The following is a 14,089-nucleotide window of genomic DNA, read 5'->3' as shown; positions in this document are numbered from 1 at the left end:
GACTCGGTAGCATCCAATCAGGCGTTACGCGCAATCCCTTTGCCCGGCAGATGTTCCCGCCCATGAGGGCCTGCGAAGTCCTGCAACGGGCCCAGCGGCACGATGCTGGTAGGGTTGATGGTGCGATGGCTGGCGTAGTAGTGGTTCTTGATGTGCTGGAAATCCACGGTTCCGGCAACACCCTCCAGCTGATACAGCTCGCGCAGCCATCCGGAGAGGTTCGGGTAATCCGCCAGGCGCCGCAGGTTGCACTTGAAGTGGCCGTGGTAGACCGCATCGAAACGAATCAGCGTGGTGAACAGGCGCACGTCGGCCTCGGTCAGGTATTCACCAGCCAGGTAGCGCTGCTTGCCCAGGCGCTCTTCCAGCCACTCCAACTCGTTGAACAGTGTCTTGAAGGCCTCTTCATAGGCGTCCTGCGTCGTGGCGAAACCGGCGCGGTACACGCCGTTGTTCACGGCCGGGTAGATGCGCTCGTTGAGTTCGTCGATCTGCGCGCGTAGCGGTTCCGGGTAGAGGTCCAGCGAGTTGCCGGTGATCCCGTCGAAGGCGCTGTTGAACATGCGGATGATCTCCGCCGATTCGTTGCTGACGATGCGTTGCTCGTGCTTGTCCCACAGTACCGGCACCGTGACGCGGCCGGTGTAGTTCGCATCGTCCTTGGTATAGCGCTGGTGAAGGAAGGTCAGGCCATCGAGCTTGTCGCCAGTGGAGCCCAGTGCCTTGTCGAAGGTCCAGCCGTTTTCCAGCATCAGCCAGCTGACTACCGAAACGTCGATCAGCGACTCGAGGCCCTTGAGCTGGCGGTAGATCAGTGTGCGGTGAGCCCACGGGCAGGCCAGGGACACGTAGAGGTGATAGCGCCCGGCTTCGGCGCGAAAGCCGCCATCGCCGCTGGGGCCGGGCTGGCCGTCGGCAGTAACCCAGTTGCGGCGCTGCGCGTTCTCGCGCTGGAAGCGGCCGTCCTTGCTGGTGTCATACCACTGGTCATGCCAGCGGCCATCGATCAACTGTCCCATCTCATTGCTCCAGAAAACGGGGGAGATGGGACCAGTCTATCGGTTACGGCTCGATTGTTTGGTGCAAAAACAGGATTCAAAATATCGACTAAATCGATGTATTTCGCGAAGCCCAGCGCCTATCGGCTTCGACGAAGGCTTTTTCGCGGGACAGTCCCATGGCGCGCAAGGCAAGCGCCATGGTCGCGCGGACGGCCAGTACGCCGTACGCGTCCTCGGCTTCGCCACGCCAGAAGGCGGCCAGATGCGTCGGGTCGAGCGCTTCCGGCTTCACGTGGCGCAGCGGCGACAGCGCCGGCCATTCTTCGTCCCAGACTTCGCCGTCGCGGCAACCATAGAGGTGCGACGTGGCGTCGGGGTTCATCTCGATCTCGCCGCCTTCGCCCTTGATGACGATGGCGTAATCTCCGAGCAGGCGGCTGCCCTCTCGGTGCACTTCCTGGTAACCGGGATGGAAGATGCTTTGCAGTACGCAGGTGGCTCCCAGCGGGTTGATCAGGCGTACCGAGGAATGGATCGGCGAGCGCAGGCCGAGGGTATTGCGCAAGTCGATCATTCGCTGCAGGCGCGGCATCCAGTCCACCAACGGTGCGAAGGCGACGCCGTGGTCATCCAGCGCCCGGCCGACTGCATGCCAATCGCGGCACAGCGGAAGGCCCAGTTGCTCCAGCAAATGCTCAGTGTAGAGGCGGCCGGCCGTATGGGCACCGGCACCGTGCAGCAGGATGCGCGTTCCGCTGCCGCCCAGGCATTTCGCCGCCAGCAGGTACCAGGGCAGGTGGCGTTTCTTGCCGGCGTAGCTGGGCCAGTCCAGATCCACTGCAATGTTCGGTGCATCCAGGCGCGCGCGAACGGCCTCGGTGAAGCCGGCCAGTTCCTCGGCGCTTTCTTCCTTGTGCCGCAGCAACATCAGGAAGGCGCCTAGCTGCGCTTCCTCAACCTGACCGTCGAGGATGAAGCCGAGCGCTTGGCGTGCCTCCTCGCGGGTGAGGCCGCGCGCGCCGCGTTTGCCTTTGCCAAGGATGCGGACGAACTGGGCGAAGGGGTGTTCGGCGGGTGTCTGCAGGACGAGCGGGGATGCGGTCATAGGCAATTGGTCGGCTTCGGCAGGCCGGCGAGCTTGGCGGCAAGCTTGGCTGGTGTGCCCTTGAACAGGAGGTTGAGGTGCAGGCTACTGCCCTTTTCCGCGCCCAGTTTCTGGGCCACGTATTTGATCAGCGGGCGGTTGGCCGGCGAGAGCTGGAATTCGCCGTAGAACTGGCGCAACAGCAGAAGGATTTCCCAGTGCTCGGGCGTCAGGTGGATGCCCTCGTTGTGCGCCAGGGCCTCGGCGGCGGCATCGGTCCAGTCGTGGAGGTCGACGAGGTAGCCATCCTTGTCCAGCGGCAGGGATTGGCCATTGACGAGGAGGGTGCTCATAGCCAGGCATTCACCTTTTCGAAGTGGGTGCAGAGCTCCACGAAGCCGGGGTAGTCCACGGCAGCGACACGGGAAGGCGCATCGTCCAGGCCGCGCGCCTGCAGGTCTTCCTGCAGGGCGAACAGTGCGTTGCCGGCGGGTAGCGCCTGGAGCGCCTGTGCAGGTTTACTGCCCGGGCGCAGCGCGTAGGTGGCATCGCCGGTCAGCAGGATGCCGTCGTCTGCTCCCAGCAGGAGCAGGCAGCTGTCGAATCGGCTGTCATCGAACGGAGAGTGCGAGAGCAGGTGGAGAGTAGCCATCAGATCGTGATCACCTGGTCGTGGGTTTGTAGCAGGCCGCGCAGGGCCTCTGCCCCCAGGGCCTGTACTGGCAGCGTCAGGCTGGCGGCATCCAGGCCTCGCTCGGCGAGACTGTGCTCGCTGGCATAGAGCGACTCCACGCCGAACAGCGGGAGGGCTTGCAGGTTGGCCTGCAGGTCTTTCTGTTCGATGCTGGCTGCGCGTTGGCTGGGGGCGAGCTGGAACACGCCATCGTCGAGGAAGAGCATGGAGATCGGTAGGTCAAAGGCGCCGCCGGCCAGGGCAATATCCAGTGCTTCGCGTGCGGCGGGACCGGCCCAGGGCGCCTGGCGGCTGATGATCAGCAGGGACTTTGCCATCAGTTGCCTCCGAAGCAGACCAGGCGGTCTGCCAATTGTGCCGCTTCATGCAGTTGTCCGAGCCCGGAGAGTTCCCACGGCGCCTGCAGGTTTGCGGCGGGACGGGAATAGCGGTTGGCTTCTTCTGCGCTCAGCACGCCTCGACGCAGCGCGGCGGCGATGCAGACGACACCGTCCAGTTGGTGATTGGAGACGAAGCTCCTCCAGGCGGCGGCGATATCCTGCTCATCCTGGCTGGCGACTGTGTTCGCCGAGGCGCTGTGTACGCCGTCCTGATAAAAGAACAACCGGGTGATTTCGTGGCCGCCATCCAACACAGCTTCGGCGAAGCGCAGGGCGCGTCGGGCTGCCGGGGAGTGCGGCGGAGAGAAGAGGGCGATGACGAATTTCATGCGTGGGCTGACTGCAGCGATGTATCGCCAAATGATACGGCAACGAGGTTTTTTTGCCCTGCCAGAAATGAAAAAAGCCCGTCGAAACGGGCCTTTTCCTGGGTGACGCCTGGATCAGTCGTCGCTGCCCATGATGCCGAAGATCTGCAGCAGGCTGATGAACAGGTTGTAGATAGATACGTACAGGCTGATGGTGGCCATGATGTAGTTGCGCTCACCACCATGGATGATCGCGCTCGTCTGGAACAGGATCATCGCCGAGGAGAACAGCACGAAGCCGGCGCTGATGGCCAATTGCAGGCCGCTGATCTGGAAGAACATCGAGACCAGCACGGCGCCCAGCAGCACGAAGAAGCCTGCGGTGATGAAGCCGGACAGGAAGCTCATGTCCTTGCGGGTGGTCAGCACGTAGGCGGACAGGCCGAAGAACACCAGGGCAGTCATGAAGAAGGCCGAGGAAATCACGCTCGCGCCGTTGGCCATGCCCAGGTACATGTTCAGGATCGGGCCAAGGGTGTAGCCCATGAAGCCAGTGAGGGCGAAGGTGCTGATCAGGCCCCAGCCACTGTTGCGCAGCTTCACGGTGAGGAAGAACAGGCCGTAGAAGCCCAGCAGGGTTACGATCGGCCCGAGGTAGGGCAGGCGCAGCTGCTGCGACGCGTAGGCGACCAGGCCACTGAAGGCGAGAGTCAGTGCCAGCAGGCCGTAGGTATTGCGCAGGACGCCGCTGACCTCTTTCTGCTCCACGGCTGTGGAGTCGAGATATTGCCGTTCTTGCATGTCGAGACACTCCTGTTAAGCGGGATACGGATCCATGACCGTAGTGCCATCCATCATAACAGAGGGAAAAGGGCGCTGAATCATCAGAGTTTGACAGTGTGTTGCGATCCGGTAATATTGCCGCCCGCTCATGTGGAAGCGTGGCCGAGTGGTTTAAGGCAACGGTCTTGAAAACCGTCGACGGGCAACTGTCCTAGAGTTCGAATCTCTACGCTTCCGCCACTATTACAACGTTGAAAGCCCCGCACTGCGGGGCTTTCGCGTTTCTGGCGTCTTCGGCGAGTTGCTCGCCTGGGGAGCTTTCAGGGGAAGAGTTCCGAAATGATCCGGAACGCGTTCCGAAACTTTCGCTAAATCGACGGCTTGGCGATCGCCCCGACCCGCATGTAAACCCGCTTCGTAATCTCCTCTTCGGTGTGGCCAAGTAACCGGCTCGCCTCCTTCACGTCGTTGATCTCCGTGGCTGCCTTCGGGCGGATGTCGCGGAACTGGAACTCGCCGATACGCTTCGCCAACTGCTCGTCGCCGGCCTCAATCGCGGCTGCTCGCGCCTGGTCGCGCGCGGCGTCCCAGCGGTGGCGCAGCATGCTGGCCGTTACTCGACGGCCGGTGGTGCTGGCGATCAGGTAGGGGCTCAGGTGACCCACGTGGCGAGCGGCCATTTGCTTGATCAGCTGGCCCAGGCTGTTGTCCTGGTCGCCATTGCGGATCAGGATGCGCAGCTTCTTCGTGGTCTTCGCCTGTTTCACCAGCAGGTAATCGCCCTCAATGTCGTCGCGGCGCATCACCAGGACGTCGGCGGGGCGCTGGCCGGTGATGTAGGCCAGGTCCATGGCGTCCTTCAGCTCCGGCGCTGCGCAGCGGTACACGGCGGCCCAGACCACGTCGTTGGCGTAGTAGTCCCGCGGCGTCTCTTTGTTCTTGCGCACGCCCTGGCAGGGGTTCTGGTTGGCGGTGAGCCCCCATTCCCTGGCCATGTTAAAGTCGTGGGAGAGGGTGGCGATCTCCCGGTTGGCCCGGACCTTCGCCTTCCGCGCGTCCCGGTACTGGGCGATCATCGCTGGCGTCAGCGCGTCGATGGGGGCGTCGTCGAACACCTTCCGGAGCTGCTTCAGCTCCATCAGGTTGTCCTTCTGGGTGCGAGGGGCCTTGCCGGGGATGACGTCCCGGACATACCGGTCGAAGATCGAGCGCAGGACGCGCAGGTCGGCCGGCTTCTCCTTGGCCTGCAGCTCGGCCCACTTGATACGGGCCATGTCCAGGTCGGTGCCCAGTGGGCGTTCCTTGCCGGTGGAGTCCTCGTAGTAGTAGCCGATCCAGACTTTTCCGTTCTTGCGCGTGCGCTTCCGCCGGTACATGCCCGGCGGGAGGTCGCGGTTTTCCTTGTTCCGTGGTCGCATTCAATTCACCCGAGAGAAGTCAGGCGTCCAGGCTGGGGTAGGGAGTTGCGGCGGCTGGATGACCAGCGTGTCCGGCTTGATGCCCAGCTTCATGCGGGCGTACTGCCGGCCGACCAGCGGGCGCTTGCCGCGGGTCTCGACAAACACCCAGTTGTGGGACTTAAGCCAGCGGCGTTGCCAGCCGTAGGCCGTGTATCCGGTGATCTCGGCCAGTTCCTCGTCGGAGAGGATCTCGCTCTCCACAGGCAATACCTCGTCGCGCCGGCGCTGGCCGGCGGGGATTGGGAATAGGGAGGGGCGACATGTCGCGATCGAAATCTTGGCCTTGAAGGGTTGAGAAGGCCACCGCAATCGGCATCGCCGACCGGACGCGCGCATACCGGATGGGCATGCGGCGACGCTGTGAACAGCGGTACCGCCGCTGGACCTACAGCTTCCCCACCGAACTGGACGCGAACAACAGCGAGTACATGAGCCTCGCCGGGGTATCTGACGACATCCCTGGAAGCGGGCAGAGCGCGCTGCTGAAGAGCTTCGCAGTGGATGGCTTCGGTGTCGTTCTTGAAAGTAGTGAACCGCTGGACTGGGCGGCTGCGCCCATCGCCCAGGTGGCGCTGCGGAAACCGGACGGCCGCGTCAGTGGCCCGTGGCCCGCAACGCGGATTGATGACTACCGCATGCGCATCCCGCCACTGGACTTCACGCCCGATGTGTCCTGGCAGCGCGAGCCGCCGCACCTGCTGTTCGGGCGGATCCGCCCAGTGCTGGTGACAACTGTCGATCCAAGCGGCCTCGAGTCGTGCTCCGTGAAGGGAGTGAACTACGACGAGCGCGTCTACCAGTACGACAACGCCACCGCTGACAACTGATCAACATCCCCCAAAAGAGCCCGGCCTAGAGCCGGGCTTTTTATTGCCTGGAGAAATTCATGCGCTACAACACCGGTAACGCAGTAGAGCCCAACGGTTCTGCCGATCCGCGCGACCTTTTCGACAACGCAGGCAATCTGGATCTTGCCGTCAATGGTCAGGCCGTGTCGTGGACGGACAGGACCGGGAAAAGCCGGAAGTCCTTCGCAGGGATGGAGGCGGACTTCCAGACTGCCCTGGCGAACACCGGCTACATCTACGTTGGCCCCTATGCAGCAGGCCTTTCCCTCACCCTTCCGAACCAGGTCTTTGACCGTGCAGGGGAGTTCTGGAGAGCGAAGCCAGGCGTAACCCTGCCGCTGACCCTGACCGGCACCTGGGCGACGGACCAGAACAACGTGGTGTCGGTTGGCGACGCTGCCCTTCGCAGTGAGTTGGCAGCCATCACCGGTGCAACCAAGGTCGGATTCCGCCAGGCTGGCCGCACGGTGGATGCCAAACTCCGCGAGTCGCCTTCGATCACCGATCAGGGCGCCGCCGTTGGCGTCACCAACAACAAGGCTCTGATCGAGGCGGCGATCGCAGAAGCAGGAAATCCTGGGGCAGTGCTGGTACCGGAAGGTGAGTTCAGGTGCGCCTCTGAACCATCCAACCCGCTGGGCGTGCGGTACACCGGGCCTGGCGCGATCATGGTACCGACCCAGAACGCCGCCGACGGCTACCGGCAGATCAACACCTATGCCGACAGCAACGAGCTTGGCATAGGTCTCACCTACAACAAACGCCCGTACGACTACTTTTCACTCGGCCAGTCGAGCGCAGCGGGGACGCTAAAGACCTTCGTCTATGGCGACTCCACCGTGGCGGGCAGCAACGGTGAATCCGCCATCTTCGGAGTGAAACCCCTGCTGGAGAGGATTTTTGCCGCCAAGGGTCTAGCAAACGTGGTGGTCACCAACCGCGCCCAGAGTGGAAAACAGATTGTCGATATGCAGGCCCAGGCGGTCGCCGACCTCGCGAGCGGGCCTGGCTTGTACATCCTCAAATCCTTCATTAACGAGGGCACACAGCCCCTGGCGACTCGCCTGAACGACACCAGAACACAGTTGGTCAACTGGCTGACCGCAGTTCGCGCAGGGGCGGGCGGTGGCATTGGTAGCCTGACCATCGTCGTCATGGGACCGAACGCGACCAACAATACTCGCTACCAGCGCGATGCGACCTGGTACGAGCAGCTCCGCGGGATGATCATTTCGGTCTGCAAGCAGTTCGGCGCGGTGTACTTCGACACCTATCGAATCCTGCAGGACGTCATGCAAGCAGCTACCGGGACAGGCACCGGCCTAATGGACGCGCCTTACTCCGACCGCCTTCAGGACTGCGTCCACCCGCTGAGCGCCATGAACGCCATGATCTGGGGGCGATTCATGCAGTGGCTGCTGCCGGACGAAACGCTTTACCCGTACCGCACTAACAACGTCACCAACTCGTCCGCCCAAGTATTCACGTTCAGCAACGCGGCGCCGCCGAGCGACTACCAGTTCGGCTACCACCACTATCGAGCCACCATTGCGGGTGGGGCGCCGGCTGAAGGTTTTGTCCTGGTCTTCAAGAACCCGGATGGCGGTGTCCTGATGGAGTTGTACCCATTCGGAGCGAGCGATTCCCGCCTACTGACCCGTACCGCCAACGTCGCGGGCAACTCGTGGAACCAGTGGACCGGGGAGGTGAAGGGGCCAAGTGGCTTCACCTTCCTGAACGGATGGGCCGACTACAACGATGGCAACGTGGTCACTTCGGCAAGCTACGTGCTAACGACCGAGGGGCACGTCGAACTGTTCGGGATGATCAACGGGGGTACTATCACGGACGGGACCGCTGTGGCGCAGTTGCCCCCCGGATATCGACCGTTAAACCCGGAGAATGCGATTACTTACTCGTCGCACACTCAGGGCTTTGCGGTCTGGTCGGTGACCCCGAACGGCAATATCGTCTGCGCCAAGGGGTTAGCTGCTGGTGGAGTGAGCCTGGCGGGGATCAAGTTCCGGCGAGGCAACTGAAGCCCCCTTGTGGGGCTTCTTGCCTTTGATGAAGTTCTTTCCAGGTATCTCGATCAGGCGGTATGTGATCCGGGAGTAAATCACTACGAAAGCAACAAATATCGAGAAGGTTACCGGCTCTTTCAGGTCGATTTTCATTTCCCAGGCATAGTTCATGAAGTAATTCACGAAGATAATTACTGCCCAGTGATTGAGATATATGGAGTAGGAGCACTCGCCGAGCCACTCCATTACCTTGCTGATCGCGAATTTGCTTAGGTTTGCGCGAGTCTCAAATACAGCGACCACGATAACGGTCAATGCACTTATTGGGGCGATAATGAAGTCAGTGCTGATCGGCGAGTAACCGCCGCTGATTATATAGATTTGTGCCGCGATAAGTGCCAACGCAGCTACAGCAAGCGCAAATACATTGACGTCCTTGAACTTGCACAGAATGACGTTATAGGCGGCAAAGCAGGCCACGCCCAGTCCCATCCCACCAATACCACGTAGAAGACCAGTATTCAGCCAGCCGCGCAGGTTGGTGTAGAAAACTCCAAGGCCTTCAGGGTGGCGCAACAGGATGACATAGGCGATGACACTACCGAGAAGCAGCAGCGGAACTACTCGTTTCCGGAAGATGTAGGCAGCGATCGCGATGGCGATGTTTATCCAGAACTCAACTGAGATCGACCAGGCCGGCGCATTCCAAGACGGGCCGCTAGGGGATAGCCCTACGTTATTGAGCAGGCCGATATTCAGAAGGAGTGTATACGCCCTGCCATCTTGATATGACCAGCGATCCTCCAGCGGATGGGTCGTAATGTCGGTGAACCAGAAGTTCAGCAAGACAAATACGATCAATGTATATGCGTGCAGCGGATAAAGACGCGCGAAGCGGTCCTTTATGAAGGATGTGATAAATCCCTTGTTTTCTACCTTTCGGTAGTAGGCATAGCTAAGTACGAAACCCGAAAGGATAAAGAAGTAGTCCACAGCAAGGTGCGCGTGCCGCGAAGCAAACAGCGCGTGAGCATGCCCCAGGAAAACTGCCATAGCGAAGGCGAAGCGAAGAAAGTCAAGTATTACAAAGCGTTGCGACATGGGGCATCCCTGCGTGTAACCAGGCCGACATATTACGTATCGAGACGGAAACACGCCACTCAGTTGCGCTCATGCAGCGCGCACCCCTTCATCGCCGGCCATCTAGCCGGCATATTTGTGTCTGGAGAAAGCCAATGACCACCCGAGGCGTCCGCAACAACAACCCTGGGAACATCGACTACAACCCGCGCAACGCCTGGCAGGGCCAACTCGGCCTGGAGGTTGGCGTGGCCAAGCCTCGCTTCGCCCGCTTCGATAGCCCAGAGAACGGCATCCGCGCCCTGGGCAAGCTGTTGCTGGCGTACCGCGGCAAGGACGGTATGCCTGGCGTCGGCGGCCCGGGCATCGACACGGTGCGCGAGACTATCAGCCGCTGGGCGCCGGGTAGCGAGAACGACACCGAGGTATACGTTGGCGCGGTGGCCAAGGCGCTGGGCGTGCAGCCCAACAAAGTGATCGACGTCCGGTTGCCGGCGACGCTGCGCGGCCTGGTGGTGGCGATCATCCGGCACGAGAACGGCGGCGTTCCGTACCGGGGCGCCGTAATCGATGAGGGTGTGCGGAGGGCGCTTGCGTGACCTGGCTGGCCAGCAACTGGAAGCCACTGCTGTGCGCGCTGCTGCTGTTCCTGTCCGCCGCCGGCGGTTGGCACGAGGGTAGGGCGCGCCTGAACGCCACCTGGCAGTCCAAGTGGGACGAGCATGAGAAGCAGGACAAGCAGGTCGCAGCTGCATTCGAGGCGCGCGAGCGCGCCGAGGAGCAGCGCCGACAGCAATCAATCAACAAGGTGATCGAGGATGGCGAGAGGAACATTGACCAGGTGCGCGCTGATGCTGCCGTTGCTGCTGATCAGCGCGTGCGGGACGCAGCCGCCAAGTACGCCGGCCGAGTTGCTGCAGCTGAAGCCGGCCGCGATTCCTGCACTGCCGCCGCAGTCCAGGCAGCAGCCAAGAACGCCCGAGTGCTCGCCGAGTTGCTTGGAGAGGTTGACCGCCTGGAGGGTGTCTACGCAGAAGCTGCTGACGAATCCCGAGTGAGGGGGCTGGCCTGCGAAGCTGAATACGAGCCGCTAGCCACCGGTAGGCTGTGACGATGGCGAAGCCCACGCTGCAATTCAAGTATCAGAAATGAGGCATTTTTGATACAAAGCCGGGCTCGTCTTAGCTAGGTTGCTGTGCCAAATGTCCAAGCATCGGGATTGTCTGAAGTCCGAAGATCTGATGAGCAATGAGCAGATGCTGTCCTATTTGGACGCCGCTCGCCGTGCACTGGGTGTGCGACTGCTCCGGATGCTGGTAGGCCCGAAGGCCGCTAAGCGTCGAGTCGCCACTTTGACAAAGCGCTTGGTAAAAAAGCTTCCCAAAATCGAGCGTGGAAGAGCCGAATTTTTGGCGCGTTACCCGCAGTATGCGATAGGACAGGGTACGTACGGCATTCCAATTATCCAGTCTTATAAGGGCAACCCGAAGCTTTCCATTGGGTCCTATACATCGATAGCAGGAACAGCTCGCATTTTGCTTGGTGGCCGCCATCGTGCAGATTGGATGACCAGTTTCCCGTTTAACATTTTCGAACCAAGACTCTCCGAAATCGAGGACGGTATCGGACAGAACGATGACGTTACGATCGGAAGCGATGTTTGGATCTGTACTGCGTCAACGATTTTGGCTGGTGTTTCCATTGGTGATGGAGCGGTCGTGGCGGCCGGTGCCGTAGTGTCCAAGGACGTCCCGCCTTACGCGATTGTGGGGGGCATTCCAGCTCGGGTTATTGGTTGGAGATTCCCTGAAGAAGTCAGAGCAAGGCTTCTTGAGATTTCTTGGTGGAACTGGCCCTACTCCAAAATTGTTGAGCAAGGAAATCTGTTGTGTCAGCCAGATTTCAGTTCTCTTGATGAGGCCATAACTCTGCAGGGTTTACCTGGTATTTACGCTGGCTCAAGCAGCTGAGCGCCGCAGTCCTGTCCTGCCGCTAGGGTATGATGCCGGCCTCGATCTACAGGAGGTCGGCATGCTCAGAATTCGATCCAATGGCGGGACGCGCCTGAACCTGGAGCGCCTTGTCACCAAGGCCGGGTAGTACGGCGTTTGGGAGTTCCACGTCGGGGCCAACTCCGAGATGTTCAAGGGACTACAGGCGGGACGCCATGCGGCCTTGCTTCCGGCTGAGCCGAAGGAAGGGCAGGAAGTCGAGCTCTTCGCCATGCTGTCGGCCCACTCTCCTCAGGAAGAGTGGAAGCCCATCGGCAAAGGCACTGCCCATTACCTCTAGATCGGCTCGATCAACTGCGGGCCCTGGTTCCTGACGTTACCCACCACGGCGCTTACCCGGAACCATTCGAATGCTTCGGGTGGCTCGCCTTGCTGAAGACGATCTGCTCGGCGCGTTCTTTGGTGGTCGCTGAGTCAAGCCACTCGGTGGCCAGATCAGGCGACAGCACTACGGGCCGCCGATCATGCACGTCTACCATGCCGCCCTGGGCGTCGGCCGTGATGATCACAAATCCGTCGTGCTCGCTTGGTTCTCGAGCGCCGGCCGGAACTGCCCAATCGCTGCAGCCAGGCACGCGGATCCGTCTCGCCTGCGGATGAAGTAGGGCTGCTTCTTCGGGCTGCCTTCATCTACCCACTCGTACCAGCCACTCACCGGACATATTGCCCGATGCGGCCAGATCGCGCGGAAGAATGGTCCGTGCGCCACCTTCTCGACCCTGGCATTGATCGGCGCCGGCTTGTCCTTGGCCCAATGCGGCCGCCATCCCCACCTGACACGCTCGCCGACGAGCGTCTCCTCATCGTTGACCATCAGCAGTGTCTGTGTGGTCGGCGCCACGTTGCAGCGCGGTTCGATAGGCTCCTTCAGCATGTCAGGCCCTGGCAGGCGCATGATCGCCACCAGCTCAGCCCAGCTGCCGTACTGCCTTTCCACAAAGCCTGTTCCCGCGCACTGCTCGCAGTCGTCCCTGCTGCCGAACCGGTCCCTGCACGCCGGGCAGATCCGGAAGGGACTGACCTGCGCGCCCTGGCAAAGGTAGCTGGTCCTCTCCTGATCCCCATCTTCCTTCGCTGCCTCGATCGCGTTCAGGATCAGGCGGAAGCTATCCGGGTCGGTGATCGCCTCGACGAACCCGCCGCCCCGCAGGTAACGGCCGACCTCCACCAGGTTGAAGCATCGCCCGTTCTCCATCCGAAGCTCCTGGCCGTGAATCGTTCCGGCGAGATAGCTGAAGGCTGCCCCGGTGAAAGCCTGGAGGGTGCCGACGTCGCCGTATTTGACCTGCAGGGGAGAGTCTTTCGCAGCGTCGAGAGCGAGGATAGCGCGTGAGCCCTTGCCGACCTACTGGTCAGACTGGTCGCACACCACGTAAGCAGACGCGGGGTGGAACAGCTCGGAGGCGCGCTGCTCGATCGCGAACGAATAGGCGCCGGAAATCAGGTCGCAGAGCTCCCACCATTCGTCGTCGGTAACCAGGCCCTTGGTGCGCAGGGCCTCGGCGTCAGCGGTAAGTTCGCGCCGATGGCCTTCTGGGTGTGTCAGGAGCTCGCACCGGCTGTTGAGGTGGGCGTACCACTGCGAGAGTTCGGGGTGCACGACTTGAAAACCGTCGACGGGCAACTGTCCTAGAGTTCGAATCTCTACGCTTCCACCACTATTACAACGTTGAAAGCCCCGCACTGCGGGGCTTTCGCGTTTCTGTCGATGAATTAACTGCATGCCCCGTCCTTTGCTTAGTGCGGTCTTTGCGCTTGCATGCGCATGTTGAACAGCATCGGAAAAGTCCGTCGTACCGTTCGATGTTTCTGTAGGGCGTCGATCCGCTCAGTTAAACTTCATGCACCACTCTCCGGAAAATTCTGAATGAACCAAGTCGAAGATCTCGAGCGGCAGATGCGCGAAGCGCTGGGCGTTGCTCCCAAAAAAGTGAAAACCACGCGGGAAGTCAGTAACCCCATGCGGGGTTACCTGATCGTTCTCAGTGTGCGCGGTGAGAATGGGCCGGCATTTCGTTTCGAACATCGCTCGCGCTCGCTGAGCCGCACCGAGGCCATCCTGGAGGCCGAGAAAGCAGCACGTACTGCTGGCTACAAGCCGTGGGCCCTATTGGACGCTGTCGAAGCCTGAGGTCAATCGACAAGGAGGTCGATTATGGTGGGAACATTGGTCCTTGGAGGGGTTGTGCTGGTTGCCGGCTTTGCATGGCTGGTCTTGCGCAAGCTGCGCCGAGCCCATAGTGCAGATCAGAAGGACAACTCCGACCACGGATTTACAGGCCTCTACAGTTCGACGGATGACAGCCTCGTTAACAGAGGGGGTGATTACGTCGATGCTTGCACAGCCGGTGATAGTGATGCGGGGGGCGGCTGCGACTCCGGTGACGGAGGCGGAGACTGATCGCTCTGCTTTTC

At 61.1% G+C, this 14,089-nt stretch carries 17 protein-coding genes, 1 tRNA gene and 1 pseudogene; 7 read left to right on the top strand and 12 right to left on the bottom strand.

All coding sequences use genetic code 11. The features are described 5' to 3' along the window. Positions 1-17 precede the first annotated feature (17 nt). The 7 genes from AC1ZV1_RS16605 to AC1ZV1_RS16575 form a co-directional block, all read right to left on the bottom strand. Positions 18-1,019, bottom strand: coding sequence for a glutathione S-transferase family protein (locus AC1ZV1_RS16605; protein ID WP_484292670.1), 1,002 nt, complete (start codon positions 1,017-1,019; stop codon positions 18-20). Positions 1,020-1,107: 88 nt separating this feature from the next. Beyond that, a complete protein-coding gene (locus tag AC1ZV1_RS16600; protein ID WP_484292669.1) occupies positions 1,108-2,106 on the bottom strand; it encodes a glycosyl transferase family protein in 999 nt (332 codons plus the stop codon). After that, a complete protein-coding gene (locus AC1ZV1_RS16595; protein WP_484292668.1) occupies positions 2,103-2,438 on the bottom strand; it encodes a TusE/DsrC/DsvC family sulfur relay protein in 336 nt (111 codons plus the stop codon). Before AC1ZV1_RS16595 ends, AC1ZV1_RS16600 begins: the two co-directional genes overlap by 4 nt. Then, the gene (tusB, locus tag AC1ZV1_RS16590) at positions 2,435-2,737 is read right to left on the bottom strand and encodes a sulfurtransferase complex subunit TusB (protein WP_484292667.1); all 303 of its coding nucleotides are present in this window, start codon (positions 2,735-2,737) and stop codon (positions 2,435-2,437) included. The genes AC1ZV1_RS16595 and tusB overlap by 4 nt, the downstream gene beginning before the upstream one ends. Then, complete coding sequence (gene tusC / locus AC1ZV1_RS16585) at positions 2,737-3,096, bottom strand: sulfurtransferase complex subunit TusC (protein ID WP_484292666.1); 360 nt, start codon at positions 3,094-3,096, stop codon at positions 2,737-2,739. Before tusC ends, tusB begins: the two co-directional genes overlap by 1 nt. Beyond that, positions 3,096-3,488 (bottom strand): sulfurtransferase complex subunit TusD, encoded by a 393-nt coding sequence (tusD, locus tag AC1ZV1_RS16580; protein WP_484292665.1) that lies wholly within the window; start codon positions 3,486-3,488, stop codon positions 3,096-3,098. Before tusD ends, tusC begins: the two co-directional genes overlap by 1 nt. Positions 3,489-3,602: 114 nt before the next feature. Then, complete coding sequence (locus AC1ZV1_RS16575; RefSeq protein WP_484292664.1) at positions 3,603-4,268, bottom strand: Bax inhibitor-1/YccA family protein; 666 nt, start codon at positions 4,266-4,268, stop codon at positions 3,603-3,605. Between the two features lie 134 nt (positions 4,269-4,402). On the opposite strand from AC1ZV1_RS16575, the gene AC1ZV1_RS16570 reads away from it, so the two are divergent. Next, positions 4,403-4,490 (top strand) — tRNA-Ser (locus AC1ZV1_RS16570). Between the two features lie 128 nt (positions 4,491-4,618). Here AC1ZV1_RS16570 and AC1ZV1_RS16565 read toward each other — a convergent pair. Both AC1ZV1_RS16565 and AC1ZV1_RS16560 read right to left on the bottom strand, forming a co-directional pair. Beyond that, complete coding sequence (locus AC1ZV1_RS16565) at positions 4,619-5,668, bottom strand: tyrosine-type recombinase/integrase (RefSeq protein ID WP_484292663.1); 1,050 nt, start codon at positions 5,666-5,668, stop codon at positions 4,619-4,621. After that, a complete protein-coding gene (locus AC1ZV1_RS16560; RefSeq protein WP_484292662.1) occupies positions 5,669-5,911 on the bottom strand; it encodes a DUF4224 domain-containing protein in 243 nt (80 codons plus the stop codon). 146 nt (positions 5,912-6,057) lie between these two features. Between AC1ZV1_RS16560 and AC1ZV1_RS16555 the strand changes: the two genes are divergently transcribed. Together AC1ZV1_RS16555 and AC1ZV1_RS16550 are read left to right on the top strand one after the other, a co-directional pair. Then, positions 6,058-6,537 carry a hypothetical protein gene (locus AC1ZV1_RS16555; protein ID WP_484292661.1) on the top strand — a complete coding sequence of 160 codons (480 nt, stop codon included), beginning with the start codon at positions 6,058-6,060 and terminating at the stop codon, positions 6,535-6,537. A 59-nt stretch (positions 6,538-6,596) separates the two neighbouring features. Next, positions 6,597-8,597, top strand: a complete 2,001-nt coding sequence (locus AC1ZV1_RS16550; RefSeq protein WP_484292660.1) for an SGNH/GDSL hydrolase family protein — start codon at positions 6,597-6,599, stop codon at positions 8,595-8,597. On the opposite strand, the gene AC1ZV1_RS16545 is transcribed toward AC1ZV1_RS16550, so the two are convergent. Next, complete coding sequence (locus tag AC1ZV1_RS16545; protein WP_484292659.1) at positions 8,544-9,683, bottom strand: acyltransferase family protein; 1,140 nt, start codon at positions 9,681-9,683, stop codon at positions 8,544-8,546. The genes AC1ZV1_RS16550 and AC1ZV1_RS16545 overlap by 54 nt on opposite strands. Before the next feature lie 134 nt (positions 9,684-9,817). Between AC1ZV1_RS16545 and AC1ZV1_RS16540 the strand changes: the two genes are divergently transcribed. The 3 genes from AC1ZV1_RS16540 to AC1ZV1_RS16530 all read left to right on the top strand — a co-directional run bounded on the left by AC1ZV1_RS16540 (position 9,818) and on the right by AC1ZV1_RS16530 (position 11,632). Next, entirely contained in the window at positions 9,818-10,261 is a 444-nt protein-coding gene (locus AC1ZV1_RS16540; protein WP_484292658.1) for a structural protein P5, read from the top strand. Next, the gene (locus tag AC1ZV1_RS16535) at positions 10,258-10,773 is read left to right on the top strand and encodes a DUF2514 family protein (RefSeq protein ID WP_484292657.1); all 516 of its coding nucleotides are present in this window, start codon (positions 10,258-10,260) and stop codon (positions 10,771-10,773) included. The genes AC1ZV1_RS16540 and AC1ZV1_RS16535 overlap by 4 nt, the downstream gene beginning before the upstream one ends. Before the next feature lie 130 nt (positions 10,774-10,903). After that, entirely contained in the window at positions 10,904-11,632 is a 729-nt protein-coding gene (locus tag AC1ZV1_RS16530) for a CatB-related O-acetyltransferase (RefSeq protein WP_484292656.1), read from the top strand. Positions 11,633-11,950: 318 nt separating this feature from the next. On the opposite strand, the pseudogene AC1ZV1_RS16525 reads toward AC1ZV1_RS16530, so the two are convergent. Together AC1ZV1_RS16525 and AC1ZV1_RS16520 are read right to left on the bottom strand one after the other, a co-directional pair. Next, positions 11,951-12,569: pseudogene (locus AC1ZV1_RS16525) on the bottom strand (SOS response-associated peptidase). Between the two features lie 450 nt (positions 12,570-13,019). Beyond that, positions 13,020-13,274 (bottom strand): hypothetical protein, encoded by a 255-nt coding sequence (locus AC1ZV1_RS16520; protein WP_484292655.1) that lies wholly within the window; start codon positions 13,272-13,274, stop codon positions 13,020-13,022. Positions 13,275-13,541: 267 nt separating this feature from the next. Between AC1ZV1_RS16520 and AC1ZV1_RS16515 the strand changes: the two genes are divergently transcribed. Continuing rightward, on the top strand, positions 13,542-13,805 hold the full coding sequence (locus AC1ZV1_RS16515) for a hypothetical protein (protein WP_484292654.1): 264 nt from the start codon (positions 13,542-13,544) through the stop codon (positions 13,803-13,805). Positions 13,806-14,089 lie beyond the last annotated feature (284 nt).

This window comes from Pseudomonas sp. BB438, assembly GCF_057180225.1.
This window is presented reverse-complemented; position numbering and strand designations above follow the sequence as displayed.

Bases quoted from the DNA above. Each gene is read 5' to 3' on its own strand.
- AC1ZV1_RS16605 (WP_484292670.1), bottom strand. From the start codon at position 1,019: ATGGGACAGTTGATCGATGGCCGCTGGCATGACCAGTGGTATGACACC.
- AC1ZV1_RS16600 (WP_484292669.1), bottom strand. From the start codon at position 2,106: ATGACCGCATCCCCGCTCGTCCTGCAGACACCCGCCGAACACCCCTTC.
- AC1ZV1_RS16595 (WP_484292668.1), bottom strand. From the start codon at position 2,438: ATGAGCACCCTCCTCGTCAATGGCCAATCCCTGCCGCTGGACAAGGAT.
- tusB (WP_484292667.1), bottom strand. From the start codon at position 2,737: ATGGCTACTCTCCACCTGCTCTCGCACTCTCCGTTCGATGACAGCCGA.
- tusC (WP_484292666.1), bottom strand. From the start codon at position 3,096: ATGGCAAAGTCCCTGCTGATCATCAGCCGCCAGGCGCCCTGGGCCGGT.
- tusD (WP_484292665.1), bottom strand. From the start codon at position 3,488: ATGAAATTCGTCATCGCCCTCTTCTCTCCGCCGCACTCCCCGGCAGCC.
- AC1ZV1_RS16575 (WP_484292664.1), bottom strand. From the start codon at position 4,268: ATGCAAGAACGGCAATATCTCGACTCCACAGCCGTGGAGCAGAAAGAG.
- AC1ZV1_RS16565 (WP_484292663.1), bottom strand. From the start codon at position 5,668: ATGCGACCACGGAACAAGGAAAACCGCGACCTCCCGCCGGGCATGTAC.
- AC1ZV1_RS16555 (WP_484292661.1), top strand. From the start codon at position 6,058: ATGCGGCGACGCTGTGAACAGCGGTACCGCCGCTGGACCTACAGCTTC.
- AC1ZV1_RS16550 (WP_484292660.1), top strand. From the start codon at position 6,597: ATGCGCTACAACACCGGTAACGCAGTAGAGCCCAACGGTTCTGCCGAT.
- AC1ZV1_RS16545 (WP_484292659.1), bottom strand. From the start codon at position 9,683: ATGTCGCAACGCTTTGTAATACTTGACTTTCTTCGCTTCGCCTTCGCT.
- AC1ZV1_RS16540 (WP_484292658.1), top strand. From the start codon at position 9,818: ATGACCACCCGAGGCGTCCGCAACAACAACCCTGGGAACATCGACTAC.
- AC1ZV1_RS16530 (WP_484292656.1), top strand. From the start codon at position 10,904: ATGAGCAATGAGCAGATGCTGTCCTATTTGGACGCCGCTCGCCGTGCA.
- AC1ZV1_RS16515 (WP_484292654.1), top strand. From the start codon at position 13,542: ATGAACCAAGTCGAAGATCTCGAGCGGCAGATGCGCGAAGCGCTGGGC.